Origin of the sequence: Natronolimnohabitans sp. A-GB9 (assembly GCF_030848565.1) — an archaeon.
GTDB lineage: Archaea > Halobacteriota > Halobacteria > Halobacteriales > Natrialbaceae > Natronolimnohabitans.
On record NZ_JAVDDV010000003.1, the window covers coordinates 201,483 to 227,705 of the forward strand.

Annotated in this window: 28 protein-coding genes; 14 read left to right on the plus strand and 14 right to left on the minus strand. The window is 61.6% G+C overall.

Annotated features, from left to right (window positions below; translation table 11 throughout):
* Positions 1-41 precede the first annotated feature (41 nt).
* The 7 genes from RBH26_RS05990 (at position 42) to purQ (ending at position 7,315) form a co-directional block, all read left to right on the plus strand.
* The gene (locus RBH26_RS05990; RefSeq protein ID WP_306757225.1) at positions 42-2,909 is read left to right on the plus strand and encodes a PAS domain S-box protein; all 2,868 of its coding nucleotides are present in this window, start codon (positions 42-44) and stop codon (positions 2,907-2,909) included.
* Between the two features lie 92 nt (positions 2,910-3,001).
* Positions 3,002-3,361, plus strand: coding sequence for a hypothetical protein (locus tag RBH26_RS05995; protein ID WP_306757226.1), 360 nt, complete (start codon positions 3,002-3,004; stop codon positions 3,359-3,361).
* Between the two features lie 563 nt (positions 3,362-3,924).
* Positions 3,925-4,992, plus strand: a complete 1,068-nt coding sequence (locus tag RBH26_RS06000; protein ID WP_306757379.1) for a zinc-dependent alcohol dehydrogenase family protein — start codon at positions 3,925-3,927, stop codon at positions 4,990-4,992.
* A 306-nt stretch (positions 4,993-5,298) separates the two neighbouring features.
* A complete protein-coding gene (locus tag RBH26_RS06005) occupies positions 5,299-5,562 on the plus strand; it encodes a hypothetical protein (protein WP_306757227.1) in 264 nt (87 codons plus the stop codon).
* Between the two features lie 329 nt (positions 5,563-5,891).
* Positions 5,892-6,263 carry a rhodanese-like domain-containing protein gene (locus RBH26_RS06010; RefSeq protein WP_306757228.1) on the plus strand — a complete coding sequence of 124 codons (372 nt, stop codon included), beginning with the start codon at positions 5,892-5,894 and terminating at the stop codon, positions 6,261-6,263.
* Between the two features lie 107 nt (positions 6,264-6,370).
* Positions 6,371-6,622, plus strand: coding sequence for a phosphoribosylformylglycinamidine synthase subunit PurS (gene purS / locus RBH26_RS06015; protein ID WP_306757230.1), 252 nt, complete (start codon positions 6,371-6,373; stop codon positions 6,620-6,622).
* Positions 6,623-7,315: a phosphoribosylformylglycinamidine synthase I gene (gene purQ / locus RBH26_RS06020; protein ID WP_306757231.1), complete on the plus strand. Its 693-nt coding sequence runs from the start codon at positions 6,623-6,625 to the stop codon at positions 7,313-7,315.
* A gap of 114 nt (positions 7,316-7,429) precedes the next feature.
* On the opposite strand, the gene RBH26_RS06025 is transcribed toward purQ, so the two are convergent.
* From RBH26_RS06025 to RBH26_RS06035, 3 genes are all read right to left on the minus strand, one after another.
* Positions 7,430-8,530: an archaeosine biosynthesis radical SAM protein RaSEA gene (locus RBH26_RS06025; RefSeq protein WP_306757232.1), complete on the minus strand. Its 1,101-nt coding sequence runs from the start codon at positions 8,528-8,530 to the stop codon at positions 7,430-7,432.
* 146 nt (positions 8,531-8,676) lie between these two features.
* Positions 8,677-8,937 carry a HalOD1 output domain-containing protein gene (locus RBH26_RS06030; RefSeq protein ID WP_306757233.1) on the minus strand — a complete coding sequence of 87 codons (261 nt, stop codon included), beginning with the start codon at positions 8,935-8,937 and terminating at the stop codon, positions 8,677-8,679.
* 99 nt (positions 8,938-9,036) lie between these two features.
* Positions 9,037-9,705, minus strand: coding sequence for a helix-turn-helix domain-containing protein (locus RBH26_RS06035; RefSeq protein WP_306757235.1), 669 nt, complete (start codon positions 9,703-9,705; stop codon positions 9,037-9,039).
* A 163-nt stretch (positions 9,706-9,868) separates the two neighbouring features.
* Between RBH26_RS06035 and RBH26_RS06040 the strand changes: the two genes are divergently transcribed.
* The 4 genes from RBH26_RS06040 (at position 9,869) to fdhF (ending at position 16,651) form a co-directional block, all read left to right on the plus strand.
* The gene (locus RBH26_RS06040; RefSeq protein WP_306757236.1) at positions 9,869-11,803 is read left to right on the plus strand and encodes a bacterio-opsin activator domain-containing protein; all 1,935 of its coding nucleotides are present in this window, start codon (positions 9,869-9,871) and stop codon (positions 11,801-11,803) included.
* Between the two features lie 97 nt (positions 11,804-11,900).
* Positions 11,901-12,095: a DUF1328 family protein gene (locus RBH26_RS06045; protein WP_306757238.1), complete on the plus strand. Its 195-nt coding sequence runs from the start codon at positions 11,901-11,903 to the stop codon at positions 12,093-12,095.
* A gap of 323 nt (positions 12,096-12,418) precedes the next feature.
* Positions 12,419-14,341 carry an aldehyde ferredoxin oxidoreductase family protein gene (locus RBH26_RS06050; protein WP_306757239.1) on the plus strand — a complete coding sequence of 641 codons (1,923 nt, stop codon included), beginning with the start codon at positions 12,419-12,421 and terminating at the stop codon, positions 14,339-14,341.
* A gap of 162 nt (positions 14,342-14,503) precedes the next feature.
* Positions 14,504-16,651: a formate dehydrogenase subunit alpha gene (gene fdhF, locus RBH26_RS06055; RefSeq protein ID WP_306757240.1), complete on the plus strand. Its 2,148-nt coding sequence runs from the start codon at positions 14,504-14,506 to the stop codon at positions 16,649-16,651.
* Between the two features lie 109 nt (positions 16,652-16,760).
* On the opposite strand, the gene RBH26_RS06060 is transcribed toward fdhF, so the two are convergent.
* On the minus strand, positions 16,761-18,098 hold the full coding sequence (locus tag RBH26_RS06060; protein WP_306757241.1) for a hypothetical protein: 1,338 nt from the start codon (positions 18,096-18,098) through the stop codon (positions 16,761-16,763).
* Positions 18,099-18,269: 171 nt separating this feature from the next.
* Between RBH26_RS06060 and RBH26_RS06065 the strand changes: the two genes are divergently transcribed.
* Positions 18,270-18,920 carry a metal-dependent hydrolase gene (locus RBH26_RS06065; protein ID WP_306757242.1) on the plus strand — a complete coding sequence of 217 codons (651 nt, stop codon included), beginning with the start codon at positions 18,270-18,272 and terminating at the stop codon, positions 18,918-18,920.
* A 392-nt stretch (positions 18,921-19,312) separates the two neighbouring features.
* Here the strand turns inward: RBH26_RS06065 and RBH26_RS06070 are convergent, their stop codons facing one another.
* Positions 19,313-19,723: a helix-turn-helix domain-containing protein gene (locus RBH26_RS06070; RefSeq protein WP_306757243.1), complete on the minus strand. Its 411-nt coding sequence runs from the start codon at positions 19,721-19,723 to the stop codon at positions 19,313-19,315.
* Between the two features lie 182 nt (positions 19,724-19,905).
* On the opposite strand from RBH26_RS06070, the gene RBH26_RS06075 reads away from it, so the two are divergent.
* Together RBH26_RS06075 and RBH26_RS06080 are read left to right on the plus strand one after the other, a co-directional pair.
* Entirely contained in the window at positions 19,906-20,568 is a 663-nt protein-coding gene (locus tag RBH26_RS06075) for a helix-turn-helix domain-containing protein (RefSeq protein WP_306757245.1), read from the plus strand.
* A 129-nt stretch (positions 20,569-20,697) separates the two neighbouring features.
* On the plus strand, positions 20,698-20,847 hold the full coding sequence (locus tag RBH26_RS06080; protein WP_306757246.1) for an FmdB family zinc ribbon protein: 150 nt from the start codon (positions 20,698-20,700) through the stop codon (positions 20,845-20,847).
* A 32-nt stretch (positions 20,848-20,879) separates the two neighbouring features.
* Here the strand turns inward: RBH26_RS06080 and RBH26_RS06085 are convergent, their stop codons facing one another.
* The 9 genes from RBH26_RS06085 to RBH26_RS06125 form a co-directional block, all read right to left on the minus strand.
* Positions 20,880-21,332: a pyridoxamine 5'-phosphate oxidase family protein gene (locus RBH26_RS06085; protein WP_306757247.1), complete on the minus strand. Its 453-nt coding sequence runs from the start codon at positions 21,330-21,332 to the stop codon at positions 20,880-20,882.
* Positions 21,333-21,417: 85 nt separating this feature from the next.
* A complete protein-coding gene (locus tag RBH26_RS06090) occupies positions 21,418-21,792 on the minus strand; it encodes a hypothetical protein (RefSeq protein WP_306757380.1) in 375 nt (124 codons plus the stop codon).
* Entirely contained in the window at positions 21,792-22,052 is a 261-nt protein-coding gene (locus RBH26_RS06095) for a hypothetical protein (protein WP_306757248.1), read from the minus strand. Before RBH26_RS06095 ends, RBH26_RS06090 begins: the two co-directional genes overlap by 1 nt.
* Positions 22,053-22,120: 68 nt before the next feature.
* On the minus strand, positions 22,121-22,465 hold the full coding sequence (locus RBH26_RS06100) for an AzlD domain-containing protein (protein ID WP_306757250.1): 345 nt from the start codon (positions 22,463-22,465) through the stop codon (positions 22,121-22,123).
* Positions 22,455-23,189 carry an AzlC family ABC transporter permease gene (locus RBH26_RS06105; protein WP_306757382.1) on the minus strand — a complete coding sequence of 245 codons (735 nt, stop codon included), beginning with the start codon at positions 23,187-23,189 and terminating at the stop codon, positions 22,455-22,457. The genes RBH26_RS06100 and RBH26_RS06105 overlap by 11 nt, the downstream gene beginning before the upstream one ends.
* A gap of 257 nt (positions 23,190-23,446) precedes the next feature.
* Positions 23,447-23,734 (minus strand): ubiquitin-like small modifier protein 1, encoded by a 288-nt coding sequence (locus tag RBH26_RS06110; RefSeq protein WP_306757251.1) that lies wholly within the window; start codon positions 23,732-23,734, stop codon positions 23,447-23,449.
* A gap of 124 nt (positions 23,735-23,858) precedes the next feature.
* Positions 23,859-24,209: a hypothetical protein gene (locus RBH26_RS06115; RefSeq protein ID WP_306757252.1), complete on the minus strand. Its 351-nt coding sequence runs from the start codon at positions 24,207-24,209 to the stop codon at positions 23,859-23,861.
* Positions 24,210-24,347: 138 nt separating this feature from the next.
* Positions 24,348-24,734 (minus strand): hypothetical protein, encoded by a 387-nt coding sequence (locus tag RBH26_RS06120; RefSeq protein ID WP_306757253.1) that lies wholly within the window; start codon positions 24,732-24,734, stop codon positions 24,348-24,350.
* A 37-nt stretch (positions 24,735-24,771) separates the two neighbouring features.
* Positions 24,772-25,587: a GNAT family N-acetyltransferase gene (locus RBH26_RS06125; RefSeq protein WP_306757254.1), complete on the minus strand. Its 816-nt coding sequence runs from the start codon at positions 25,585-25,587 to the stop codon at positions 24,772-24,774.
* Between the last annotated feature and the right edge of the window lie 636 nt (positions 25,588-26,223).

Sequence of the window (26,223 nt, forward strand, 5' to 3'; positions counted from 1 at the left end):
CTGAATAAAGTCTTTTGACTCCCCGACGAGTTTGGGCGGTAATGACCGGGGATAACGATGGAGGTACTTCATCCAGCGCCCACGGTAATGAGGACGTGGTTTCTCGTTCTCCCCTCGATCTCGACGATGCTACCTTCTTCCAGACACTTGCGGCGAATACATCGGAAGGCTTGCTCACACTCGATACAGAGAGTACGATCGTCTATGCGAATCCTGCAGTCGAACGGATCTTAGGCTACTCACCAGAAGAACTCGTCGGCACGTCGAAGATGGACCTGATTCCAGAACGACTACGATCCGCTCACGCCGAAGGACTTCGGCGGTATCTCGAAACCGGCGAGAAACACTTCGACTGGGACGGCGTCGAACTGCCCGCCCTCCACAAAGACGGCCACGAAGTGCCGATTTCGATCAGCCTGCGCGAGCACGAGTACGATGGCCAGCGGCTCTTTACCGGCATCATCCGCGATATCACTGACCAGAAAGCGTACGAAGAGAAACTTCAGTACGAACGCGACACCGTTCAGCAGCTTCTCGAAACCAGCCCTATTGGAATCACGGTCATCGACTCCAAGGGCGAGATCGTCCGCGCAAATACCTACGCCGGAGTTCTCTATGACCGCTCCCCCGACGAACTCCGGGGAGAGAGCTACGAGTCAATCGACCAAAAAGTGGTCAGTGTCGCCGAAGAACCGCTTTCCCCCGAGGATCACCCGATCACGCGCGTCTTCGTGACTGGCGAACCAGTCTACGACACTGTCATTGGCATCAAACCAACTGCTGGAAAGCGGACATGGTTGTCAGTCAGTGCCGCGCCGATTCGCGGTCCCGACGGCTCGATCGACCGCGTCATTACGGCACTCGAGGACGTCACTGAGCGCAAACAACGGGAACAACGCCTCCGCGCGTTCCGCGAAGCGCTCGATCATGCGGGCCACTCGATCTATCTGACTGATACGGACGGCACAATCGAATACGTCAATGCAGCGTTCGAGGAGCAAACCGGCTACGCGGTCGAGGAAGCGCTCGGCGAAACACCGCAGATACTCAACTCCGGCGAGCACGACAACCCGTTCTATGCCGACCTGTGGGAGACGATTCTCTCGGGCGAGACGTGGACGGGCGAAGTGATCAACCAGCGCAAGTCCGGCGAAACGTACACCGTCAATCAGACGGTTGCTCCTATTACGACTGCGGACGGTGACATCGAGCGGTTCATCGCAGTCAACGTCGACGTGACCGAGCAGAAAGAACGCGAGCGGACAATCACGCGCCAACGAAATACCCTCCAGCAGTTGCTCGAGACAAGCCCAAGCGGCATTATGGTTGTCGACGCTGACGGCGAAATCACCCGAATAAACGGGAGAGGAAGGGAGATTCTCGACATTCACGAAGAAAGAATCGACGAGTACACACCCGAGGATAGACCGACCTACGACGAAGAGGGACAGCCAGTTCCGGCCGACGAACACCCATTTGCGGTGGCCCTCGAGACGGGTACGGTGGTGGAGGATCGAATCCTCAAGGTCGAGCGACCCGATGGAGAGTCCCGGTGGCTTTCGGTCAGTGCCGCACCCGTGTTCGACGAGGACGGGACGCTCGACCGCGTCATCACAACCGCCGAGGACATCACCGCCCTCGAAGAGAGCAAACGGACGCTCGCACAACAGCGGGATACCCTCGAACATCAACGAAATACACTCGAGCGACTCCACAAGATCATTACCAGCCTCAACTCGATCCATCATGCAATCGTGCGGGCATCGACTCGTGACGAACTCGAACAGCAGGTATGTGACAGCCTTGGGAGTTCAGAAGCGTACGCGGAGGCGTGGATCGGCGAATACGTCGTGGCAGACGAGACGGTTAGACCAAGTGCATGGGCGGGACTGACGGAGGAGACTCTCTCAGACGAAGTGGCGGCGGTGAACGAAGCCGACTCTCGCGACGGAATTACCAAGAAAGCACTGCAGAGTGGGGATGTACAGGCCGTCCAGAACCTGTCAAATAATTCGATGGCGACGATGGCCAGCGGGTATGCACACCGACGCGGCTACAATGCGGCGGCTGCAGTCCCGCTCACGTACAGGGGCACCGTGTATGGCGTGCTCCGCCTCCACTCTGACCGGGCGTTCGCGTTCGACGAGAACGAACGCCATCTCCTCGGCGAACTCGGCGAACGCATCGGACACGCCATCTACGCGACGAAGAACCGCCAACTGCTTCACGCCGAGACGCGCGTCGAACTCGAGTTCCGCTGTACGGACTCGGACGTTCCCGTCATCGATGTCACCGAACACCTCGATTGTCGGCTCTCTCTGAAGAAAACGACGCCCGCTTCGGAGGGGGCATTTGTCTACTATATCGACGTGGAGGGCGCTCCGCCAGAGCACGTCTGTGACCGGCTCGAGACGTTTTCGGGGGTTGACTTGGCTCGTCCGTTGCAAGCGACAGGAGACACAGGACGAATCGAGTGTCGTGCAACTTCGTCGTCACCAGTACTAACACTCATCAAAGAAGGAGTCACCCCTAACTCGGTCGTTGTCGAAGACGGCATTGGCCGGATCATCGGGGAAACCGCCCCCGAGACGAATATCCGGCCCATCATCGAGCGGCTGCAAGCGACGTTCCCCGAGACGGAGTTCGTCTCGAAACGGACGGTCACGCAGAGCACCGCAGCGGAAAACGCCGACTCAGAGACCGTATTCGAATCGTTGACCGACCGCCAGCAAGAGGTACTCGAAGTGGCCTATCATGCGGGGTACTTCGACTCGCCGCGGCGTGCTTCTGGTGAAGAAATCGCCGAAACGCTCGGAATCTCGTCAGCGACATTCTACCAGCACGTCCGAAAGGGATCGCGGAAGTTGCTCGACGAACTCGCTGCGGATGGATCGTCAGCCACCGGCTAGATGACTAGGCCGGCCCTGGACACGCCAATTTGCTGATCCTAGATCCCTAGCACGGCTTTGCTTCTTCCTATACCCTATACGTGGAGATGTTCATGACCGACCTGCAGACAGCCACAACCGAGATCGAAGCTACGGACGACCGCTCGCCGACAGACTTCTTCGAAGCGTTCAGCGACGAGCGCCGCCAGCACGTACTCGAGTATCTATCCGACTACGGCATCGCCACGCTGGATGAACTCACGACGCGCGTCGCAAGCCGCGAGGAGAGCCCCGCTGAGGAGCAGCAGATCGGGATCAGCCTCGTCCATAATCACCTTCCCAAGCTCGAAGAAACCGATATCATCGCATACGATCCGGATCACAAAACTATTGAATTGGTCGCTGATCCCACTGAATTGGCCCCGTACCTCGCCCTCGCTACAGGTCGCGATTCCGGTGCCAGAGGTCGATAGTGAAATTTCAGCTTTCCTGTACGATCTGCACGTTCGAAGCGGAAGTGGGCGACCTCACTACAGCCCTCTCCGTTGACGACGCCCATCGCGACGAGTGGGGCGACAACCATCTCGTCGAGATTCAACGGATATCGCTATCTAGTACGTAACTCTACTGATCGACAGATTCAGCGCAAACTTTCTGAAACGAACGACGTCCGCTTGCTGCACTCACGCTCTCGATTCAGCACGCATCTTCTGACAATGACTGGGTGGGTTGTTCATACTGCCGGACAGCAGTCAGTGAACCGTCGGTCACGAACTCGCGGCCGTCACCCGTTGGGACGGCCGCAGTCGCACGACCGATCGGTGAATAGTTCTGTCCGGCAGTATCAGTTGTAGTTAGATAGATAACGCGAATGTGGTACGACTGCCGGTTCGATTTGCGAAGCAAGTGATCGCCCAGGCAGGAGAAACAGTTACTACGGAATCTCTGGGTTGAATACAGTAATTTTGATATTCAGCAATTACTGTATCCCTCTACATTTATGCTCTATCTTGGCGTGTATTATCATAGCATGTCAATGCAAGCTGTCGTGCTCGAAGAATTCCAAGAACCGCTCGAAGTACAGGAGGTTGACCGGCCGGAACTGGAACCCCACGGCGTAATTGCGAGGGTCGAAGGGTGTGGTGTCTGTCGAAGCGACTGGCACTGCTGGCAGGGCGACTGGGACTGGTTTGGCTACCGGCCCGACCCGCCGCACATTCTGGGTCACGAGCCCACGGGAACAGTCATCGAAGTCGGAGACGATATCGAGACCGTCGAGGAAGGCCAAGAGATCGCCATCCCGTTTAACTTTGCCTGTGGGAAGTGTTCGCTCTGCCGCAACGGCCGGGAGAACATCTGTGAGAATCACATTGGGCTCGGCTTTATGAACGACGCACCCGGTGCGTTTGCCGAGGAAGTTCACATTCCCAACGGTGACATCAACGCCGTCCCACTCCCGGATGGAATCGACGCCGAGACTGCCGCTGGCTGTGGCTGTCGGTTTATGACTTCCTATCACGGTATGGCCCACCAGGGTAACGTCGGAAACGGTGAGGACGTGGTCGTTCACGGCTGTGGTGGCATCGGCCTTTCAGCAGTGCATATTGCAAACGCGTTGGGAGCAAACGTCATCGGCGTCGATCTGATGGACGAAAAACTCGAGCGAGCAGAAGAACTCGGCGCTGTGGCGACAGTCAACGCAAGCGAGGTCGACGATCCCGCAAAAGAAGTCAGGGATATGACTGACGGAGGTGCAGATGTCTCCGTCGACGCGCTGGGGATCGAGACGACCTGCCGAAACGCCGTTGACTCGCTCGGGAAAGGGGGCCGCCACGTCCAGATTGGACTCACCACCAGCGATGAACAAGGTGAGATTCCACTCCCGACTGACGAGTTTGTCGCAAAGGAAATAGAGTTCGTCGGTTCGCTCGGTCTACAGCCGTCTCGATACTCGGAGATGCTCGATATGATCGAAACCGGTAAACTCGATCCAACCGCCCTGGTCGAAGAGACGATCGACATTCATCAGGTGCCGGATGAACTCGCAGCGATGACCGAGTTCAACACCGTCGGTATCCCAGTCTGTACCGACTTCAGTAGCTAACTCGCTTATACTCTCTTGTTCGGTATTTTGTATAGTTCACATATAACACATTTCTGGAGGGTCGATATCCTATTGCTGCCGGTTCTTCGACTCATACTGCCGGACAGAACTATTCACCGATCGGTCGCGCTACTGCGGCCGTCCCAATGGGTGACGGCCGCGAGTTCGCGACCGACGGTTTACTGACTGCTGTCCGGCAGTATCACAAAGCATTGGTGTCGTACTGCACTCATGCTCTCTATGCAGTATCGATTAACTGTCTCAGTTTTGAACAAGATTTACATCACATCTCAAAAAATATATCGTATGAACAAAAGAAGCTGGTACCATCTCTTGATGGGAGTCACTGGTCTGAGTGTTGGGCTCGTTGGTTTCAACGAGATGCTCTCAACAGGCGTTAGCCTCGGTGGCACACTGATGATTGTTGGTGCTTTTGCCTTTCTTGCACAAACTGGATACGGCCTCTTTGTAGAAAGATCCACAGAACTCAAAGCTGGTGAAAGCGTCGAGATTGCCGCGATTAGTGCGATACTTTGTTCTTTCGGGGCACTGCTCCATTTCCTCGTATGATGACTTCGAATATAGTAACAACTGATACGGATTGCTGTAACGATTTACCGGCGCAACCGCAGCCTGGGTCGCGGTTGCGCCGGTAACGACTTACAGTAGTCCGTATGAAACGATGTACACACCGATCGCACAGCCGTCGTGCGATCGGGTGTTTACTGTGTCCGGTAGTATACCACTCCCCAGTATTCGATAGCCCGTTTGTGTCAATCGGTAAGCGTTCAACAGAATCGTAGGATACTCTCGGCCAGTGGCCAATACGACTCGAGCGAACCGATACCGACTCGAGCGAGATCCGTACCGTTTTGTTCTCGTGTGCAATATTGGGCAGTATGAGCAAGATCACACCGCCGGAACTCGAGGAGCGACTCGAGAACGGCGAGTCGCTGTACGTCCTCGATATCCGACCGCGAAAGACCTACCAGCGCGATCGTATCGAAGGGAGTCAGAACATCCCGGTGTACGACGATCTTCGACGGGGCAACGAGGACGAGTTTCGACAGTCCCTTTCGAAGGTCCCGGACGGAAAGACGGTCGTCACGGTCTGTAAGGCGGGTGTCGTCGCCAAGAAGGCGACCGAACTACTCGAGACGGAGGGGTACGATGCTGTCACCCTCGCCGGTGGGATGCGGGGCTGGAACGGCTATCAGAACGGTTCGATCGGCTATCGGGTGATGTCGTTCGTCCGCCGGCTCCTTCCATAACGGCCCTCGAGACGCGGTCGCTCGCGTCTACGTCGCGTGTATCCACGAACGTGTATTACGAACGCAAGCCGAAAGCGTTTTTGAGCACGGTTACGGGGTATCAGGTAATGACCGCCTATACCGCGACGGTGACCGTCCGACTCAAACACGGCGTGCTCGATCCGGAGGCCGAGACGACCCAACAGGCCCTCGAACGACTCGGATTCGAACTCGAGGACCTGCGGTCGGCCGACCGCTTCGAAATCGATATCGAGGCCGAATCGGCCGAGAGCGCCCACGAGCGCGCCAGCGAGATGGCAGAACGGCTGCTCGCGAATCCGACGATTCACGACTACGACGTGGAGGTCGACGAACGGTAGATGACTGTCTCTATCATCCGCTTTGGCGGCTCGAACTGCGACCGAGACGCCGAGCGCGCGCTCGAGCACCTCGGCATCGACGCCGAGATCGTCTGGCACGAGGACGGCCTCCCCGAGGAGACGTCGGGGATCGTCCTCCCTGGTGGATTCTCCTACGGAGACTACCTCCGTGCGGGCGCGATGGCCGCCCGCTCGCCGATCATGGCCGACGTCCGCGAGGCTGCAGCGGCGGGAACGCCCGTCCTCGGAGTCTGCAACGGCGCCCAGATCGGCTGTGAGTCCGGTCTCACCGAGGGGGCGTTCACGACCAACGAGAGCGCCCGCTTCCAGTGTGAACACGTGTATCTGCGCGTCGAGCGCGACGATACGCCCTGGACCGCAGCCTACGACGAGGGCGACGTCATCGAGATCCCGATCGCACACGGCGAGGGCCGCTACGAGATCGACGACGAGCGACTCGCCGAACTCGAGGACGAGGATCGCGTCCTCTTCCGGTACTGCGACGAGAACGGCGACACCGGTCCAGACGTGAACCCGAACGGTTCGAAGCACAACATCGCGGGCGTCCTCGGCGACCGCGAGACCGTCGCCGTGTTGATGCCCCACCCCGAGCGCGTGACGCTGCCCGACGTCGGGCCCACCGACGGACAGGGCGTCCTTCGCGGCTTCGAAGCCGCCGAAAACGGCGCGTAACGTCGCCAGCCCGTTCTTCCGGTCGCTCGAGGCCCACCGCTCGAGTCGTTTCTACGAGAGTGAAGCGAGTGAAAAGACCGATCGCCGATCGAGAACGTCGGCCGGGCTGGCCCGTCAGCGCGTCAGCGGCTGGTTGAAGCTCCGCTCGCGCTCGATGACGGTCTCCCAGGTCAGTTCACACTCACAGGAGACCTGCTCGAAGACCGTCGGATCCTGCCGGAGGTCGAAGTCCTTGATCGCCTTCTGAACGAGGTCGTCACACTCCCCACAGTTGTGTGGGCCGCGATCGGAGCCGTGTCCGACGGGGTCGGAGACGACGATTGCGTCGACGTCGGCGGTCTCGCGGAGGACGTGAGCGACCGACCACAGCCACGGTGGCCGGTAGCCGTCCGAAAAGTAGAGTTCGTCGACCATCGTGTAGCGCTGGACGTTACAGGGGTTCATCGAGACGGTGTGACAGCCGTCGACGTCGGCACAGCGCTCGATCGAGGAGATCATGTCCTCGACTGCTTCGGATTCGGTCAGAAACGGCGGCTTCATCAGGAGATACGCTTTGATCCCGGCGTCGGCGTCGTCACCTGCTTCGTCGTTGGCGGCGATGGCCTCGACACAGGCGTCCTCGAAGTCTTCGAAGTCGAAGTACTTGTTCACGCAGTCGTGACGGACGCGGTCGGTAGCCGTCTCGAGGCCGATCGCGATGTCCGTGTCGATCCCGTGGCGGGTGAAATCGGCGATCTTCTCCCGGTCGACGAAGTCGGGCAGCGACTCGAGGACGATACGCTCGCGGTCGGCGAACGTCTCGCCGATGGCACGTCGGGTTTCGGCCCCGACCTCGCGCTCGTCGAGGAAGGAGCCGGAGGTGTAGATCTTGATCAGCTCCGCGGGCTCGTCGGCGTTCTCTCGTTCGTGCTCGAGACAGACCTCGATCTGATCCATCAGGGCGTCGTGGGAGACGCTCCCGCCGTCGACGCTCTCGGCGACGTAGCCACACATCGTACAGCCGCCGGCGCGGGCCCAGCGACAGCCGCCGGTATTGAGGATGATCGTCAGGCTCTGTTTGACGCCGCCGGGAGTGTTGTCCTCGTCGAGCCAGACACGGGTCGGCTCGTGGGGGTCGTAGCTCGCCTCTTTGCGCGAGCGGATCTCCCGCATCACCTGGTTGTGGGCGTCCATGCCCTTGCCCTGCTCGTAGACGTCGGGCGTGGGTTGACTCATTAGGAGAGCAAAGCGGCCCAGCGCCTAAAGCGCCTTCGTCTGGAGCTGTCCGGAAAGCGTTCCGTCGGGCACGGGCAACGACAGCGCCTCGAGACGGGCGAGGCCGCTCGAGTTTGAGAACGAAAAGGAGAACCGTCGCTACGGTATTATGCCTCGGAGATCTCGACGTCACCGTCGGTTCCGACGCGAACGTCGTATCCGCAGTAGGTAAACCGAACTTCCGTCGCGGTCCGCGTCTGACCGGCCGTCGGCGAGTGACAGAGCGAGTCCAGCGCTTCCGGATCGACAGCGTCGTACAGCGGCGGCAACGACATCGGATCCGTATCTTCGAGCGCGGCGATCTGTTCGATAACGGCGAGGCTCGGCGTTCGGGCCGACAGCTCCGGGGACGAACTCGTTTTACTCATTGCCGAATGGCCGGCCTCGAGTGGCACCAATCTGATGTCGTATTCTTCTCTCCTTTATATGGGGACTCGAGCGTCGAGTTATCGACACGTTCAGTGCCATCAATCGACAAACAGCTGCTGGAACAGCTTCGCCATGATTCGCCGCAGATGGGTCGACAGCGTCGACGGCGAGATCCCCAGTTCGGCTGCGACTTCGTCTGCGCTGGCACCGTCCGGTTCGTAGTAGCCCATCCGAGCCGCGGTACGAGCGACCTCCCGCTGGCGGTCGGTCAGCGAGAGGTCGGGGCGATCGGTCCCGACGGAGCGTGCTCGCGGTCCGGTACTGTACAGTTTCTCGAGGGTCACCTGAATGTCTTCCTCGCGGCAGTACTCCCAGTAGTCGCCGAGATGTGCCCTGTCGGGTGCGTGAAGTCGGACCCGCCAGCCCCGGTCGCCGTTGTGGACGGAGAGCAACTGAATGCCGATGTCGGCGATTTCGGGGGTAGTGAACTTCGCGACCGCGCTGTGATAGATCTGATAAATACGGCGGTCCGGAAACGCCATCGAGAGCTGCCACTCCGCGACCGTATGATCGTCGTCGAAGACGGACTCGAGCGTCTCGAAATCACAGTCGGTCGCCGAATAGAAGGAGATCGGGCCGGATCGATCGGGATACGTCAACGGCTGCGATTCGACCGTGATGTTCGCGTCGGTGACGGTCCGAAGCGTCGGGGCAAGCGGGAGATCGGCGTGTATGATATGTAGCTCGGCGATAAAATGCTGTGACATCGACCTCACCTCAGTTCAGCGGCCACCAGATGGGTAAGCGTTGGGATCTGTAAGAAAACGTATCAGTGGTCTCGATTGCACGACTTCGATAACATGCATCGTTCGACGACTGAACGCTGTTCGACCACCGAGGTTCTTAGGGCGCTCCGCGACAAGGATAGCTATGGAGAACGCCGACGCCGAGTACAGTGGCAGGGGCGACGCCACGCCCGCAGCCGCCGCACTCGAGGCCGTTGTCGATCCGGTCGTCGCCGTCACCGACGGGACGATCACGTACGCGAATCGCGCAGCACGGGACGTTTTCGACCTTCCGAACGAATCGACCGACGACGAACCCGGTAGTGGTGACTGGGACGCTGTAGCCACGCTCGAGTCGTGGTCGCGACTCGAGACGGCGATCGACGAGACGGCCGTCGGCACGGCACGGCGGGTCTCACTCGAGTGCGATGACGGGACGGATCACCGATACGACGCACGCATCCACCGCTCGGTCGACGGCGCGACGATTACGTTCGAACCCGCCCGCGACGACCGCGGCGACGACGGGACGTCAGTCGTCGGAACGCGCGACCGCGCAGTCAAAGAACGCGCGATCAACGAAGCCCCGGTCGGAATCGTCATCTCCGATCCCGACCGCGAGGACAATCCGCTGGTCTACATCAACGACGCCTACGAGGAGATAACGGGCTACGACTACGACGAGGTCGTCGGTCGGAACTGTCGGTTCCTGCAGGGCGAAGACACCGACGAGGCGGTGGTCGCCGAGATGGCGGCGGCGATCGACGAACAGCGGCCAGTCACCGTCGAAGTGAAAAACTACCGGAAAGACGGGTCCGAGTTCTGGAACGAAGTGACGATTGCGCCCGTCCGCGACGAGTCGGGACAGGTCACTCACTACGTTGGGTTCCAGAACGACGTTACCGCCCGCAAGGAAGCCGAACTCGAACTCGAGGCCCGGACCGACGAACTCGAGTTTCTCCTCGATCGGGTGGAAGGGTTGGTCGGGGACGTCACCGACGTCGTCGCGGGTTCGACCGACCGTTCGGCACTCGAGGAAGCGGTCTGTGAACGGATCGCCGACGAGTCGGCTTACGACGGGGCGTGGATCGGCGAGCGAAACCCCGCGACCGGAACGATCGAAATTCGGGCGACGACCGGCGAGGAACCATCGAAACCGGTCGCGATGGCCGACGATCACCCGGCTGCGGCTGCGCTCGCCGCCGGTGACGCCACGACCGACACGCTCGACGGGACCACCCGCGCGGCGTTCCCGCTGTCGTACAACGGCATCGAGTACGGCGTACTCACGGTTCGGACCGATGGCGACCGGGAGATCGACGACCGCGAGACGGTCGTTCTCTCGGCGCTTGCCCGCTCGGTCGCAAGCGGTATTAATGCTCGCGAGACGAGCCGCGTCCTCGAGACCGACGCCGTCGTCGCCGTCGAGGTCGCGCTGACCGATACGGCCGTCGCACCCGTCGCTCTCTCGTCGGCAGCGGACTGCCGGCTCGAGTACCGTCGTTCGGTCCACCGAACCGGCAACGAAACGGCGTCGCTGTTTACCGTTACCGGACCCGACGCGACGGCTACGGATCTCACCGCGGCCGCTGCCGAGGCGGAGCTTGACTGTCGCGTCGTCGTCGAGCACGACGAAGCGTGTCTGATCGAACTCACCGGCGGAGACGCGCTCGTCGGCTGGCTCTCCGAGCGTGGCGTCCGCACACGTGCGATCGAAAGCGAAGACGGCCGCGCCCGCGTCACGCTCGAGATCCCGCGCTCGACGAACGTCCGCTCGATCGTCGAAGCCCTCGAGGATCGCTACGCGGGCACCGACGTCATCTCGTTCCGACAGCGCGAGCGCCAGGGGGAGACGCGCCAGGAGTTCGCTGCCCGACTCGAGCGCGAGCTCACCGAGCGTCAGTTCGCCGCCCTCCAGCGGGCGTACCTGAGCGGCTACTTCGAGTGGCCCCGGCCGACAACCGGCGAGGAACTGGCCCAATCGATGGGCGTCTCGCGACCGACCTTCCACGAACATCTTCGAACGGCCGAGGAGAAGCTCTGCCGGGCGTTCTTCGACGATACTCAGTCTTCGGGCTGACCCTGCAGGCTGAATGCCGGTCTTAACCGGCTGTAGTCCGGGGTTAGCGCGTGTACGGTCGCCGAGATTTATTTATGGGGTCGTGATAGCCCCGCACATGCTCGAGTCCGCAACGTCGGCACCGCTACAGATGGGCGGCGGTGATTTCCTGTACTGGGCGCTGATATTCTTCGTGCTCGCTATCGTCGCCGCTGCCGTCGGCGCTCGTGGCGTCGCCGGGATCTCGATGGAGATCGCACGGATCTTCGTGTTGATCTTCATCATCCTCGCGATCGTCGCCCTGTTGTTGTGATCGGTCGCCGCCGGCTCGTCCTCGAGTGAGACGGACTGCTGTCCCGATGTCCCGCCGATCGCCGACCCCGTCCTGGCGATCGGCGGGCAGTGACGACAGGAGACCGTATGACACGCTGCTCGGCAGTAACTTTCTCACACGACCGAGATAGGTTACGATCTGGCAGTATTTGCTAGTTATACTGATATCAATATCCGGGGACTCAGAACCGATGGGGTTCATCCTTCGCGTTCGACGTCCGAATCCGGCGTAACTAGATATGGTTACCATTGAGTGGGAACGACTAACAGTGTGGACGTAGAAATGAACAAGGAGGAGTTATCATGACTGAACTCGGTGGATTCCAAGACAGGGTCGCTCGCATCGATCTCTCGGAGGAGGACGTCGCATACGAGTCGATCGACGACGACGACGCGGAGAAGTATATCGGTGCGCGCGGATTGGGTGTCAAGTACGTCTTCGAACAGGGACCGGACGTCGATCCCCTCGGGCCGGACAACCTGCTGGCGTTTATGAACGGGCCGCTCTCGGGAACGCAGACGACGATGAGTGGCCGGATCGCCGTCTGTACGAAGTCCCCGCTGACCGGCACCGTCACCGACAGCCACCAGGGTGGCTGGTCGGGCGCTCGCCTCAAGTGGGCCGGCTTCGACGGCCTGCTATTCGAGGGGAAAGCCGACGAGCCGGTTTACGCCTACGTCGAGGACGGCGAGGTCGAACTTCGCGACGCCTCTCATCTCTGGGGCAGTGGCTATCACGAGACCCGTGACATGATCGAGGAGGAGGTGGACGGATCGTACGGCAAGAACCTGAGCATCATGGGGATCGGTCCCGGTGGCGAGAACCAGGTCCGATTCGCCTGTATCGTAAACGAGGACGACCGGGCATCCGGCCGAGGCGGTACGGGCTGTGTGATGGGGTCGAAGAACCTCAAGGCAGTCGTCGTCAAGTCGGGCACGCAGATGCCCCAGCCCGCGGACAAGGAGACGTTCATGGAAGGCCACCAGCAGGCGATGCAGGCCATCCAGGAGTCGGACGTCACCGCGCCAAACGAGGGTGGGCTCTCGCAGTTCGGGACGAACGTCCTGATGAACATCACCGAAGAGATGGACGGACTCCCGACCGGCAACGCACGGTACACGAGCACGAGGAGTGCAAGCGAGGATCGAGGACTCGACTTCGACGCCGAGCGCGTCTCCGGCGAAAACGTCCGGGAGAACATCCTCGTCGACGAGCCGACCTGTCACTCCTGTCCGGTCGCCTGTAAGAAGGAAGTCGAGGTCGACTACATGCACAAAGGCGAGGAGATGAACGTCCGGATGGAGTCCTACGAGTACGAACCGGCCTTCTCCCTCGGCCCGAACTCGATGAACGACGATCGTGACTCGATCGCGATCATGATCGACCGCTGTAACGACCTCACGATCGACGCCATCGAGACCGGGAACATGCTCGCGATGGCGATGGAGATGACCGAAGACGGGAAACTCGAGGAAGGTATCGACTGGGGCGACACCGAGGAGATGATCGAGATGATCAAGAAAATCGGCCATCGTGAGGGCGTTGGCGATCTCCTCGCGGATGGCGCCGACCGCGTCGCCGAGAAACGCGACGCCCACGATAACTCGCTTGCAGTCAAGGGCCAGACGATCCCCGCCTACGACCCCCGCTGCATGAAGGGGATGGGGATCGGCTACGCCACCTCGAACCGTGGTGCCTGTCACCTCCGTGGCTACACGCCGGCCGCGGAGATCCTGGGTATCCCGGAGAAAGTCGACCCCTACGAGTACGAAGGGAAAGGTGAACTCACCGCGCAGTTCCAGGATCTCCACGCCATCTCTGACAGCTTCGACATCTGCAAGTTCAACGCCTTCGCAGAGGGCATCGAGGAGTACGTCACCCAGTACAACGGGATGACCGGCCTCGACGTCAGCGAAGACGAGTTGCTCGAGGCCGGCGAGCGCATCTACAACTTAGAGCGCTACTACAACAACCTCGTCGGCTTCGACGGCGACGACGACTCCCTCCCCGAGCGGTTCCTCGAGGAGGGCGGCGTGCCCGGCCAGGGCGCAAGCGAAGGCGAGTACTGTGAACTCGAGGAGATGAAAGACGAGTACTACGAGCACCGTGGCTGGGTCGACGGCGTCGTCCCCGACGAAAAACTCGAGGACCTCGGGATCGAGATCGGTCCCGGAACCGGGATCAGCACCGGCGACGAGAGCGCAGCCGCACCGGGCGACGACTGATACGGACTGCCGTCCGTATTGGCTTTTTCCCACGTTACATACTGCTCGAGCGAGCAGCCGAAGCAGACGACTACCATGTTGAGTGCTAGAAAGACTCATTGACGTGGCCAGTTACTGTACGTATGTCAGCCGAACCGCGGCCCAACACATAAGATCAGAATAATGTCCAGCGATCAGCACGATCAAGTCAAGACGATCTGTCCGTACTGTGGCGTCGGCTGTGGAATCACGGTCCAGCAGGGCGAGGAGCCGGGCGACGTCCAGTTCATGCCGTGGGGCGACGCGCCGGTCAACGAGGGACGCGTCTGCATCAAAGGCGGCGCGGCGACGGAGGTCGTCGACCACGAGGACCGACTCACCGAACCGCTCGTCAAAGAAGACGGCGAGTTCCGCGAGGCGACGTGGGAGGAAGCCTACGAGTACGTCGTCGACGAACTCGAGCGCATCCGCGAGGAACACGGCCCCGACGCGATGGGCTTTTTCGGCTCCTCGAAGACGATGAACGAGGAGAACTACCTCCTGCAGAAACTCGCCCGTCGCTACGGGACGAACAACGTCGACAACTGCACGCGGATGTGTCACGCCTCGACGGTCTGGGCGCTCCGGACGAGCCTGGGCGCCGGCGCGATGACAAACAGCATGGCGGATCTCCGGGACGAGGCCGATCTGTTCTGGATCCAGGGGGCAAACCCCGGCGAGCAGCATCCGATCGCCAACAGCCAGTACTTCCGCCAGGCTGTCCTCGACGGGGCGACCGTCATTCAGGTCGATCCCCACGCGAACAAGACGACGCGGTCGTTCCAGATCGACGAGACGGACCGCCACCAACACCTCCAGTTGAACCCTGGGACCGATATCCCGCTGTTGAATATCGTCCTCAAGACGATCCTCGAGCACCACGAGGAGCACCCGGAGGACGGCTGGATCGACGAGGAGTTTATCCAGAAGCGCACCGACGGCTTCGAGGATCTGCAAGCGACGCTTGCGGAGTTCGACAAGGCGGCTGCCGCCGAGGAGTGTGGGATCGATCTCGAGGAGATCGAGCGAGCCGCCGAGAAGTACGCGAAAGCCGACAACGCCGCCATCTTCACGGGGATGGGGATGAGTCAGCACGCCTGCGGCGTCGACAACGTCCAAAACGAGATCAACCTCGCGTTGATCACGGGCAACATCGGCCGACCCGGAACGGGGGTCAACCCGCTTCGCGGCCAGAACAACGTTCAGGGAACCTGTGACGTCGGTGCGATGCCCAACGTCCTCCCGGGATACCAGTTGGTCGACGACGACGAGGCTCGCGAAAGCGTCGAGGAGGTCTGGGGGTTCGAGATCCCCGACGAACCCGGCCTGACGAACGTCGAGATCTCCTACGAAGCCGGCGAGTCGATCAAGGGACTGTACGTCCTAGGCGAGAATCCCGTCATGAGCGAACCCGACGCCAACAGCGTCGCCGAACGGCTCGCCGACCTCGAGTTCGTGGTCGTCCAGGACATCTTCATGACCGAGACGGCCGACTACGCCGACGTCATCCTGCCGGCGACGACCTGGGCCGAACGCGGCGGGACCGTCACCAACACCGATCGGCGCGTCCAGCGGATGCGCGGCGTCGAAAACGTTCACGAAAACACGAAACACGACCTCGAGATCGTCTCGGAAGTCGGGAAACGGCTGTTCGACGACGGCGAGGAACAGTTCGACTTCGACGACCCCGAGGCGGTCTTCGAGGAACTCCGGCAGGTCTGTCCCATCTACCACGGGATGACCTACGACCTGCTGGGCGAGGAGGGACTCCACTGGCCCTGTTACGAACCGGGCGACGAAGGCGACCCGTTCCTCTACGAGGACGAGTTCGACACCGAGAGCGGCCTTGGCCAGATCGAGGGTGTCGAACACCAGCCGCCGGCAGAAACGCCAGACGAGGAGTATCCGCTGATCCTGACGACGGCTCGTCTCGAGGAACACTACAACACCGGGACGATGAGTACTCGTTCGCCGACGCTCAACCGTCAGACGCCCGAGAACTTCGTCGACGTCCACCCCGCCGACGCCGAACGCTACGGCATCGAAGACGGCGAGTACGTCCGGCTGCGGTCGCGACGGGGTGAGATCACACTCGAGGCCCAGGTCACCGAGGACACCAAGGAGGGTGTCGTCTGGACGACGCCACACTTCGCGGCCGCTTCCGCGAACAAGCTCACGAACCACGTCCTCGACGAGCGGGCGAAGATCCCCGAGTACAAGGCCGCCGCCACCGAGATCGAGGTCGACGTCGAACCGCTCGGCGAGACCGCCGACCCTGCAGCCGACGACTGAGACGGACTGCTGTCCGTCAGTGCCGGCGCACTCGCAGCCGGGGCGAGGGTGTGCCGCCGATCGCCGATCCCGTGTGGCGATCGGCGGTCGGTGACGACAGGAGGCCGTCTCAGTCCGGCGATTCCGATCCCCGTATCGAATCGGTATCGGCCGAGTCAGTATCCGGCTCGTGTTCGAGCAGTCGCCAGCCCTCGAGTCGATCGGTGATCGTGTCGGTGACGTCGGTGAGATAGGGGAGTCCCCACAGCGCAGTGATCGTGCCGCCGACCGTGTTGAAAACGATGTCGGTCATCGTATCGTCGAGTCCGTGTTGGGCCAGCGGCATCTGGAGGCCGGTCGCGTCGGCGACGAGATCCTGTCCGAACTCGCCGATTTCCCAGAAGACGCCCGCAGCGATTACGAACAGCACGACGAATCCCGGGAGTAGCGCCGGCGGCAGGTGGACGTCGTCGCGGTGTTCGTCGAGCGTCCGGATCACGACGTAGCCGACGGCACCGACGAGCGTCGCCGAGAGTGGGTGGGTGACGTTGTGCCACCAAAACGACCGCTCGTAGACGTAGACCGAACCCAGCGCGTGGAGGAAGACCACCAGCGTAATCCAGCAAACGAGTCCCGTATCGAACGGCAATCCGTACCGCCGACGCAGTAGCGTCGGCACGAACGTGACCGCGAGCATCGCGCCGACGTTGGTGACGATCCCGGTGTCGAACGCGAGCAGTCCGTAGGCGATCATCGCCACCAGTCCGGCCCGCATCCCGTCGACGAGCCAGCGCTGTGTCTCCCCCGTGAGCGGCAGTCGTTTCTCGAGCGGCGGCGCGCCGTCGATGTCGGCCCTGATCGCAAACAGGTTCTCGTTGACGCCGTCGACCGGCGCCGAGACGAGTTCCTCGCCAGGGAACCGTCGATAGTACTGGTCGAAACAGACGCCTGCGAACAGTCCCGCCGCGGTGGCGGCGATCAGCAGCCACATCACCTCGGTGTTGGACGCGATTACGTCGGTCCCTGCAACGATGTCCTGTACCCAGGTGAGCGTCGCCCACGTCGCCGCGATCGCCGCCGCGAGCATCGTGACGAACGTGACGGCCAGCCACCGCTCAAGCCGGACTTCGGTGAGCGCGTGACACTCGAGGGTCAGTGCAAGCGCGAGCACGCCGGCACCAGCATAGAGGACGACTTGCCGACTCCAGAGATCGGGTGCGACGAGCGCTGCGAGCAGCGGTACCACAGCCGCGGCCGGTAGCTCCCAGGGCAGGGCAGCTCGCGTCGACTCGAGGGCAATCGCCGGAACGAGTGCGATGCTCACGACGGTCGCGGCGAACAGTAGTTCGTGGACGAATCCCTCGAAGAGCGCCCACGCGCCGACGACGAGCGCGAGCGCGACGGCGAGCCACGAGAGGACGGCGTTGGTCCGCTCACCGTGAAACGCGCGAGTCGGCGTTCGTGACATTGTCGAAAACCGGACCCGTCGATCGACGTTCGTCGCGATAGGTCCGCCGATACCGTCTTCGTCGGAGCGGTGCTAAAACGCGGGGCTTGCAGGTCCCGCTGTCGGCGACAGTGTGGGGCCGTCAGCTGCCGCCAGGGTCCATTTGTGGCCAGCACACCTACTCCGGTCGCCATGATGGCTACGACCCACGTCTTCGCGGGACTCACGCTGGCTACTGCCGTCGTCGTCACTGCCCCGCAGTTCGCCGGCGTCGTCGCGGTCGCCGCGATCCTCGGCGGTTGCTTTCCCGACCTCGATCTCCTCGCGGCCCATCGGAAGACGCTGCACTTTCCCGTCTACTACGGTGTCCTCGCCGTTCCGGTGACTTTCGCTGCAGTCGTCGTCCCGACGGCCGCGACCGTCGGCCTCGCCGTTTTCCTGCTCGCTACCACTCTCCACTCGGTGTCGGACTGCTTTGGCGGCGGCCTCGAGCCAAAGCCGTGGCGCGAGACCTCCGAGCGGGCGGTGTACAGCCACTATCACGGCCGCTGGCTCGCCCCGCGGCGGTGGATCCGCTACGATGGCGCGCCGGAGGACCTGGCGCTCGCTACCGTTCTGGCCGTACCCGTCCTGTTCGTCTTCGATGGCGTGGTCCAGACGATCGTGCTCGCTATGCTAGCCCTCTCGCTTGGCTACACGCTCGTTCGAAAACCGATCGCCCGCGTCGGGGAGTGGCTGGTCGAGCGGACACCCGATACCGTCGTCTCGATCGTTCCGGCCGATCTACTGCCGGTCGAAGACGATCGTGATCGACGGAAGCGAAACGACAATAGTAACGACTGATACGGTCTCCTGTCGTCACTGATACTTCGGACAAAACGATGTACACACCGATCGCACTCGAGACGCGATCGGGTGTGTATTGACTGTTGTCCGGTAGTATGACCGCTGATCGCCAGTTCGTGGGTCTCTCTGGTGGTCGCCTCGACCCACGCTCCCGTCAGGCGATCGGTGTATACAGTGTATTGTCATACTGCCGGACAGCAGTCAGTAAAAAGTCGGTCGCGAACTCGCGGCCGATCGTTGAATAGTGCTGTCCGGCGGTATCAGGCAGTATGAGAAGCAGGAGTCAGTTCGTGTGCGGAAATCGATCCACAATCGTCGGAATCGCGTCGCCGTCCGCTACGACGTGTCCCGAGCGGTATGCGTATGTGACTCGCAGACTACGTCGGCGCTCAGTCGTCGGCGACGGCGTATGGAGACCCCGCAGACGGGTCGCGTTCGACGTCACCCGCCGATTCCGCGTCGGCTGCCGTCATCTCGATGTCGACTTCGCCATCGTCGATCGAGACGCGCACGTCGTCGAAACCCTTGCGGTACTCGGTAGCGTGTTTGCCAGTGGTGTTGATCCGAACACGCTCCTCGACGAGCTCGGCCTCGGTGAGTTTCTCGACTTTCCGATAGGCCGTCGACATAGGAATGTCACACCGCTCGGAGAGTTCGGTCGCAGTCAGTGCCGTCTCACTCGTCGCTTCGAGGATGGCTCGACAGGCGTCGTCGTCTAACGCGTTGAGAACTGCTTTCGCGTCGACCTGGTCGTCGGTTGCTGGCCATCCTCGCTGCGTATCTGAGTTCGTAGCGGACATCGTCTTCACTCTAACCTAGAGACCCGATCACCTCCAAATGAGTCCCAATAAATCTGGGTCCTTTATATACGGCAGCGAGAATAGACGTCCGAGATGGTCTCAGGTCGGTCTCTGCTCGAGGTGGGTTCGGAGTCTCTCGTGTGGCACAGCGTTTAGGTAGGCGGCGCTCCCAGCAGTAGGCAATGGCTTCGGGGATCCGTGCGGAGGTGAAGATCGACGATCCGGACGGCTGTGTCGTAACGACGGCTGCCGGATCGGTACGCGGCGACGTTCCGTCCGTCTCGAAGAGTACGAATCCGGAGGCACCCGATCGCGTCAGCGAGGAGTTCATGCTCGAGGCAGCGGAGTACCCCGACGAGTTCGACACCGACGTCGAACTGTCGCCGGTGTTCTCCTACGGATCGAGCGAAGTGTATCGGTTCACACGCGAACTCGGACGGGGATGTCCCTGTGAGTGTATCGAGCGCCACGACTCGCCCGTGGTCGACGTCCGAGCGAAGGGGTCGACGCTGTATCTGACCTTCCACGCGCCTGATATGCAAGGCCTACAGGCGATCATCGGCGAACTCAAGGAAAACTGCTCGAACCTGGACGTCCAGCGGCTGCTCCAGTCCCAGCAGGACCACGCCGAGCAAAACCTCGTCTTCGTCGATCGGAACACACTGACCGCGCGCCAGCTCGAGGTCTTGGAGACGGCCCACCGGATGGGATACTTCGACCACCCCAAGCGGGCCAACGCCGGCGAGGTCGCCGACGAGTTGGGTATCACCAGCACGACGTTCACCGAACACCTCGCAGCCGCACAGACGAAGCTTCTCGATGCGATTCTCGAGTACGACGATTGACTGTCGAATCATGCCTCAAGAAAGCTTCGGAAACTACTGCAACTCGGCGGCGAACCGCAATCCTATATATAGTGGACACAGAGCTATGAACGTAGATACCCTACGGCTTCCACGAACCACGTCCCTCTCATGAGCAGATACGAATTCACCTGTCCCGAATGCGGCCAGGAAATCGAGGTCAATGAAGAAATGCGCGAGGCCACGATCGATCACGGTTGTCCCGTCTGCGGTGGCGACGTTACGCCGGAGGATTTCGCGCTCGAACAACCGACGAACTAACGATCGGCTTCCGACCTCGATGACGACGGCCGCTACCCTTCGCGATCGACTTCGGTTCGCCGCCCGCTAAGCGAGTCCGGGTCGAGTTGATAGAGTTCGATATCGAGTTCTTCTTTCCCTCGTGCCCAGATTTCGAACAGTGGACGCTTTGCGTCGCCGTACTGGGCGATCTGGTCGGGGGTCAGCTCGGACGGTGCGATGTCCTCGAGTGTTCCGGTAGCGATGACGCTCCGGTAGGTCGATCCCTCGTCGTCGTAGACGACGAGTCGCGCGCCCGGCGAGGACTCGAGAAACTCTCGTTTCTCGCTGTCCGGCGTCGCCACCAGTCGCATGTAAAATACCCGTTCGTCGTCGTCGTAGCCGTACGAGATCGGGATCGCATAGGGGTCGTCGGTGCGTGCAAGCGACAGCACGCCCGTCTCGCGCTGACCGAGAAACTCGTCGATCTCCGCGTCGGCCATTTCGGTCTCCTGGTCGATAGCCATCGTCTCAGTGCTTTGGGAAAGGGGGAACACGGTCTTTATAGTTGCCATCGACTACGACCCGATCAGCTATGGTCGCGGGGTTCCGTTATCGTTCGTCTCCCGCCGACGTAGCGATACAGACCGGTTCCCGTATCTCGAGAGCTGTCTCGAACTCCGCCTCGCGGTCGGTCCGGCGACCGATCCGCAACAGCTGTTCTTCGTGTGCACGGCGGAGCGCCGATAGCTCGCGCTCGCTCAACTCGAGGTCGTCGCCGAGTGTTTCCCAGTGGCCCCATTCGACCAGAAACGCCTCTCGGTTGTCATCCGCGTGGACGCGTTCGTATTCGCGACGGTAGCGCTCGCACTCGGGCGCCAGTGCCGCCTGTGCACGCTCGAGGAGGTTCGGGAGTCGTTCGCCAGGCACGCTCGCTTTCGCGGCCGTCAGCATGAGCACCTGGCCCTCGATCGGATTGCACACGATCAACCACCCGCACGCATCGCTTTCTGTGCGAAGCGATCGACGAGGTGCTCGAGTCGCTGTTCGTCGCCCTCGAAGACGACGGTGACTTCGGTGAGCGTCAGCGACGGGCCGACGCCGACCGTCTCCGAGGAGACCGTCGCCGTCCAATCCTCGGCGTCGACGGTGTCGTCGCCGACACGCTCACCACCCAGGTTCGTCAGATACCGCATCGCGAGCCGCTCGGAGATGCCGCGAAAAGACCGTTCCACACGCGTTGCCATACCTGCAGTTGGGGCTCGAGCCCGATAAACTCGAGCGTGGCACGTCTCGGCTCCGCCATACCTATCGATCACAGGAGCGCCCGGAACCCGACGACGCCGACCACGCCGGCGACCAGCGCAAGCAGGATACTCTCGGTTCGCCACATCACCGCGACGACGACCGCGGCTGCACCCCACTCGGCCGGTCCGCCGGCGGCCAGCTCCGGCGCGAGGACGGCAATCACGACCGCACCCGGAAGGACATCCAGGCCGGCCTCGAGGCGGTCGCTCAACTCGACGTGACGGACCAGCCAGAGACCTCCGACCTTCGCGACGACGGTGACGACGGCCATCGCGAGGATGACGACGACCACCACCGGATCGAGCGAGAGCGCGTCGCCGTACAGCGCCGGCGCGGACGGCTCAATCGCCATGGCGCATCACCTCGACTGCGGCCGCGGCGAGACCGCCGATCAGGATGTACCATCGGCCCGGAAGGACGTTTGCGGCAGCGATGCTCGTCCCGAGGGCGACGAGCCACGGAACCAGCGTCGACGTCCCATCCCAGAGTTCGACCGCGAGCGCGACGAACACCGCCGTGAGAATGAAATCGAAGCCGTACTGCTCGGGAGCGCCGACTGACTCGCCGGCGAGGACGCCGAGCACCGTCGAGCCGACCCAAAACAGCCAGAGCGCGATCCCGCTACCGAGCAGGAACGCGCCGCGTCCGCTCCCGGACCGGAGCTCGCGCATCGTCAACGCCCAGTTCTCGTCGGCCATCATCACGAGGCTGGCGTAGATCTGTCGCGGCGAGAGGTGGCGAAACCACGGCTGTAGGGCCGCCCCCATCAGCGAGTACCGCAGGTTGACCGCGAACGTCGTCGCGACGATCGCGGCGATCGGAATCGGATCTGCCCAGAGTTCGACGGCGATGATCTGAGATGCACCAGCGAGTACGGTCGCGCTCATCAACGCCGCTTCCGCGACGGTTAGCCCGGCCTGGTTCGCGAGCACGCCGAAAGCGATCCCATAGCCACCGACGCCGATCGCGATCGGGATACCAGTGAGAAAGCCGGATCGAACCCCCTCCCAGCCGAACGAGACGCCGTCTCTTTCGGGCGTCTCGTCCGTGTCCGGATGCGGCTCGTTGCCGGCCATCGTTCCCGTTCCCGCTTCCGTCGCTCGAGTGGACGAGTCGGCCGGTTCGGAGTTTCTTGCCATCGCGCGTTCTATCTCACAACCGGCTATCCCAGCGTAAATCGTTCTCGAAATCGACGAAGAGTGTCGCGCAGTCACGTGATTCCGGCTCGAGTGTGCCACGCCGATCACCGACTGCACGGCCTGTTTGATCGGTTTACTGACACGATAACACTCCGTCTGGCGGTCGCGCCGGGACAGCGAGACTGGGGGCCGTATCAGCCACCCGCAACCGGCGGGAACACCGACAGCGTGTCGCCGTCCTCGAGGTCGGTCTCGGGACCGGCCATGTGGGTCACGTCACGACCGTTTTTCAACACGCTCAACTGGTCTCTGATCGCCACGTCGTCCTCGTCGGTGAGCAACTGCCCTGCCAGCCCCTCGTACTCGTCCTCGAGCGTACCGAGGACGTCTGCGACCGTCGATCCGTCGTCGAACGTCGCGGTGTGTTCTTTCTCGCCGACGGCGTCCCGAAAGGTCGCGAAAAATCGCAACTCGAGTTCCATACCCGATATCTCGTCGTGCATCCGCATAAGTTCGGGTGTCACGGCGAGGTGGCGAGCGAGCCACAGTCCCGCCGATCGCCAAGCGCGGTCGGCAATCGCTGGGACGTGATGACAGCAGCCCGTATCAGGCTGTCGACGCTGCCGGGGACGACGTGTACGTGACCGAGTCGACGCCGGCTGTCGCGAGCGCTTCTTTGATCGCATCGGCGCCGATCTCGGCGGCGGCGTCTTCGGTATCAGCGTCGACGACGACGGTCACCGAAAACTCGACGGTGATCGTGTACGGATCGAAGGGGGCGGTCGGGTGTTCGGTCACTGTGGCGTCGTCGATCTCCCAGTCGGTGACGGGCCCGTCGGCCGCCATCGCCTCGAGTCGCTCGGCGAGTTGGTCGCTTGCTTCGTCACAGGCGGTCGTGTCGCTCCCGCCGTGGAGCGTGACCGTCGTCATCCCCGTTCGCGAGACTGCGTACTCCATACCGTGCTCTATCAACTGAACGGATTTCAAAGCTCGGTTTGTATTCACATCCCGTGGTGTCTCAGTCCTGTAAACGAGTCGCGTCTCGTCGAACGGCGGTAGTCGCCGACGTTCGCCACTCGAGGACGTCGCGGGCCGCTACAGATCCTGCAGCCGGATCCCGTCTTCGACCAGCCGGGCGTTTCGCTCTCGGTCGAGGTGTTCCTTGAGGTCGTCGTGATCGTGCAGTTGGGCGATTACGTCGGCATAGAGCGTCCGCCACGCGATCGCGTAGATCGGCGACTGTCCCCACGCCCGCAACTCGGGGACGAGTTCGTCGTAGGTCTCGTAGCGCTGCTCGAACCGATCGATCGCCTCGAGTACGCGACTCGCCGCCTCCCGTTCGTCGTCGGCGTCCTCGACCGCACGGTTCAACCGTTGCTCCCAGCCCGCGACGGCCTCTTGCATGTCCGCAGCTGCGGTTTCGTCGTCGTCAGGCAGCCGTTCGAGTACTGGTTTCGGTACACCAAGTGAAATATCGTCCATACGGGACATATGGCACCACCCCGCAAGAAACTGTTGTCTACGGCCAAATCGACAGCATCACTTCGTCGACGAACTCGTCGTCGATTCGGTACTGGTCTTCGTGGACGCCCTCACGTTTCCACCCGTTGTCCTCGAGAAACGCGATCGCGCCTTCGTTGGTCGCCGGAACGTTCTGGTAGAGTTTCCGGTAGCCCACTTCGTCGGCCCACTCGAGGCCGTACTCGAGTAGCGCCGAGCCGATTCCCTGCCGACGGACAGCGGGCGCTACGCCGACGGTCAGTTCGGCGGTGTGTGCAAGCGACGGGAGTTCGTGGGCATCGACGTGGAGCCAGGCGACGACATCGCCGTCGCCGGCTTCGTCGTCTTCGGGGACGAGAGTCGCGACGAAACAGACCCGCGAGCGGTCTTCAGTGGCGCGGACGAGCGCCGAGTCGCGCTCGAGTTCCGTCGCGACGTTCTCGGCGACGATGTAGGTCCCTTCGTCGGCGACCGTCCGCATCACCTCGATGACGCCGTCGCGGTCCTCTTCTCGGGCTGGCCTGATCGTTACGGTCCCGGCGTTGCACTCGTGTTCGACCGTCGTTCCCGGGACCGCGACGCGAAGCTTGCCGTTCGATTCGGTCAGATACCCCCGCTCTTTCAGCGTCTCGAGGCAGGACTCGAGGTCTTCGGTCGGTGGACAGACAGATTCGGTGTAGGTGTCGGCTCGAGCCGGTTTCGACTGAGCCTGGTCCGACTCGATTCGGATCGACCGGGCCAGTTCGTCCGGATCGGCGGCCCCGTGCCGTTCGACGTACTCGTAGACACGCTGGTGTAACTCGTCGTCGAACGACAACGTCGGGTGGACGCTCATACCGTCATCGGCGGTAGTGTCCGACATAATTATGCTTCTCGTACCGCTGGCCCCGGCGATCGAAATCCACGATTCTTCGACACCACGAACCGTTTCGACCCGATTTCACGGCTGCTTCTGGCTGCAAATCCCTCGTTGTAGTCGTCCCCGCTGTCGCGATGGGGCTGGCGTTCGGGGGCGATCAGCCGACCCGGGACACGGTCGTTTCGCTCGAGTCCCTGGTGTTGCGAAGATAGGGAATAATGCACAGGTCCGAGGGTGACCACTTTCCGAACTGAGCGATCTCGCGTACCTCTGGTTACGAGTGAATAACCTCATTTGTCAGAATTATAAGTGATCAGTTTCCGCAAGCAACAAACCTGACTTCGTTTGTTCCATTCAAACCGCGCTGAATCAGTTGGAATCAGTAGACGTGCGCACTTACTGCTGGACTTTCTACCAGTTACAATAGATGTTCACGCTGGCGTGCAAGCTACGGGGCAACAGTACAGTATCGGCTGTTTCAGAACTAACAAGTCACAAAATACAATCTGATTCGGGTTAGAATATGAACAACAACGATAGGGGGCCACGCTGCAAATGGGTATTGAATACCGGGGCGAAGCGGCTGGGAGTACGTCGAGTCGGACATCATTT

Excerpts from the sequence above, each read along its gene's own strand:
- RBH26_RS05990 (WP_306757225.1), top strand. The coding sequence starts at position 42 with ATGACCGGGGATAACGATGGAGGTACTTCATCCAGCGCCCACGGTAAT.
- RBH26_RS05995 (WP_306757226.1), top strand. The coding sequence starts at position 3,002 with ATGACCGACCTGCAGACAGCCACAACCGAGATCGAAGCTACGGACGAC.
- RBH26_RS06000 (WP_306757379.1), top strand. The coding sequence starts at position 3,925 with ATGCAAGCTGTCGTGCTCGAAGAATTCCAAGAACCGCTCGAAGTACAG.
- RBH26_RS06005 (WP_306757227.1), top strand. The coding sequence starts at position 5,299 with ATGAACAAAAGAAGCTGGTACCATCTCTTGATGGGAGTCACTGGTCTG.
- RBH26_RS06010 (WP_306757228.1), top strand. The coding sequence starts at position 5,892 with ATGAGCAAGATCACACCGCCGGAACTCGAGGAGCGACTCGAGAACGGC.
- purS (WP_306757230.1), top strand. The coding sequence starts at position 6,371 with ATGACCGCCTATACCGCGACGGTGACCGTCCGACTCAAACACGGCGTG.
- purQ (WP_306757231.1), top strand. The coding sequence starts at position 6,623 with ATGACTGTCTCTATCATCCGCTTTGGCGGCTCGAACTGCGACCGAGAC.
- RBH26_RS06025 (WP_306757232.1), bottom strand. The coding sequence starts at position 8,530 with ATGAGTCAACCCACGCCCGACGTCTACGAGCAGGGCAAGGGCATGGAC.
- RBH26_RS06030 (WP_306757233.1), bottom strand. The coding sequence starts at position 8,937 with ATGAGTAAAACGAGTTCGTCCCCGGAGCTGTCGGCCCGAACGCCGAGC.
- RBH26_RS06035 (WP_306757235.1), bottom strand. The coding sequence starts at position 9,705 with ATGTCACAGCATTTTATCGCCGAGCTACATATCATACACGCCGATCTC.
- RBH26_RS06040 (WP_306757236.1), top strand. The coding sequence starts at position 9,869 with ATGGAGAACGCCGACGCCGAGTACAGTGGCAGGGGCGACGCCACGCCC.
- RBH26_RS06045 (WP_306757238.1), top strand. The coding sequence starts at position 11,901 with ATGCTCGAGTCCGCAACGTCGGCACCGCTACAGATGGGCGGCGGTGAT.
- RBH26_RS06050 (WP_306757239.1), top strand. The coding sequence starts at position 12,419 with ATGACTGAACTCGGTGGATTCCAAGACAGGGTCGCTCGCATCGATCTC.
- fdhF (WP_306757240.1), top strand. The coding sequence starts at position 14,504 with ATGTCCAGCGATCAGCACGATCAAGTCAAGACGATCTGTCCGTACTGT.
- RBH26_RS06060 (WP_306757241.1), bottom strand. The coding sequence starts at position 18,098 with ATGTCACGAACGCCGACTCGCGCGTTTCACGGTGAGCGGACCAACGCC.
- RBH26_RS06065 (WP_306757242.1), top strand. The coding sequence starts at position 18,270 with ATGATGGCTACGACCCACGTCTTCGCGGGACTCACGCTGGCTACTGCC.
- RBH26_RS06070 (WP_306757243.1), bottom strand. The coding sequence starts at position 19,723 with ATGTCCGCTACGAACTCAGATACGCAGCGAGGATGGCCAGCAACCGAC.
- RBH26_RS06075 (WP_306757245.1), top strand. The coding sequence starts at position 19,906 with ATGGCTTCGGGGATCCGTGCGGAGGTGAAGATCGACGATCCGGACGGC.
- RBH26_RS06080 (WP_306757246.1), top strand. The coding sequence starts at position 20,698 with ATGAGCAGATACGAATTCACCTGTCCCGAATGCGGCCAGGAAATCGAG.
- RBH26_RS06085 (WP_306757247.1), bottom strand. The coding sequence starts at position 21,332 with ATGGCTATCGACCAGGAGACCGAAATGGCCGACGCGGAGATCGACGAG.
- RBH26_RS06095 (WP_306757248.1), bottom strand. The coding sequence starts at position 22,052 with ATGGCAACGCGTGTGGAACGGTCTTTTCGCGGCATCTCCGAGCGGCTC.
- RBH26_RS06100 (WP_306757250.1), bottom strand. The coding sequence starts at position 22,465 with ATGGCGATTGAGCCGTCCGCGCCGGCGCTGTACGGCGACGCGCTCTCG.
- RBH26_RS06105 (WP_306757382.1), bottom strand. The coding sequence starts at position 23,189 with ATGGCCGGCAACGAGCCGCATCCGGACACGGACGAGACGCCCGAAAGA.
- RBH26_RS06110 (WP_306757251.1), bottom strand. The coding sequence starts at position 23,734 with ATGGAACTCGAGTTGCGATTTTTCGCGACCTTTCGGGACGCCGTCGGC.
- RBH26_RS06115 (WP_306757252.1), bottom strand. The coding sequence starts at position 24,209 with ATGGAGTACGCAGTCTCGCGAACGGGGATGACGACGGTCACGCTCCAC.
- RBH26_RS06120 (WP_306757253.1), bottom strand. The coding sequence starts at position 24,734 with ATGGACGATATTTCACTTGGTGTACCGAAACCAGTACTCGAACGGCTG.
- RBH26_RS06125 (WP_306757254.1), bottom strand. The coding sequence starts at position 25,587 with ATGAGCGTCCACCCGACGTTGTCGTTCGACGACGAGTTACACCAGCGT.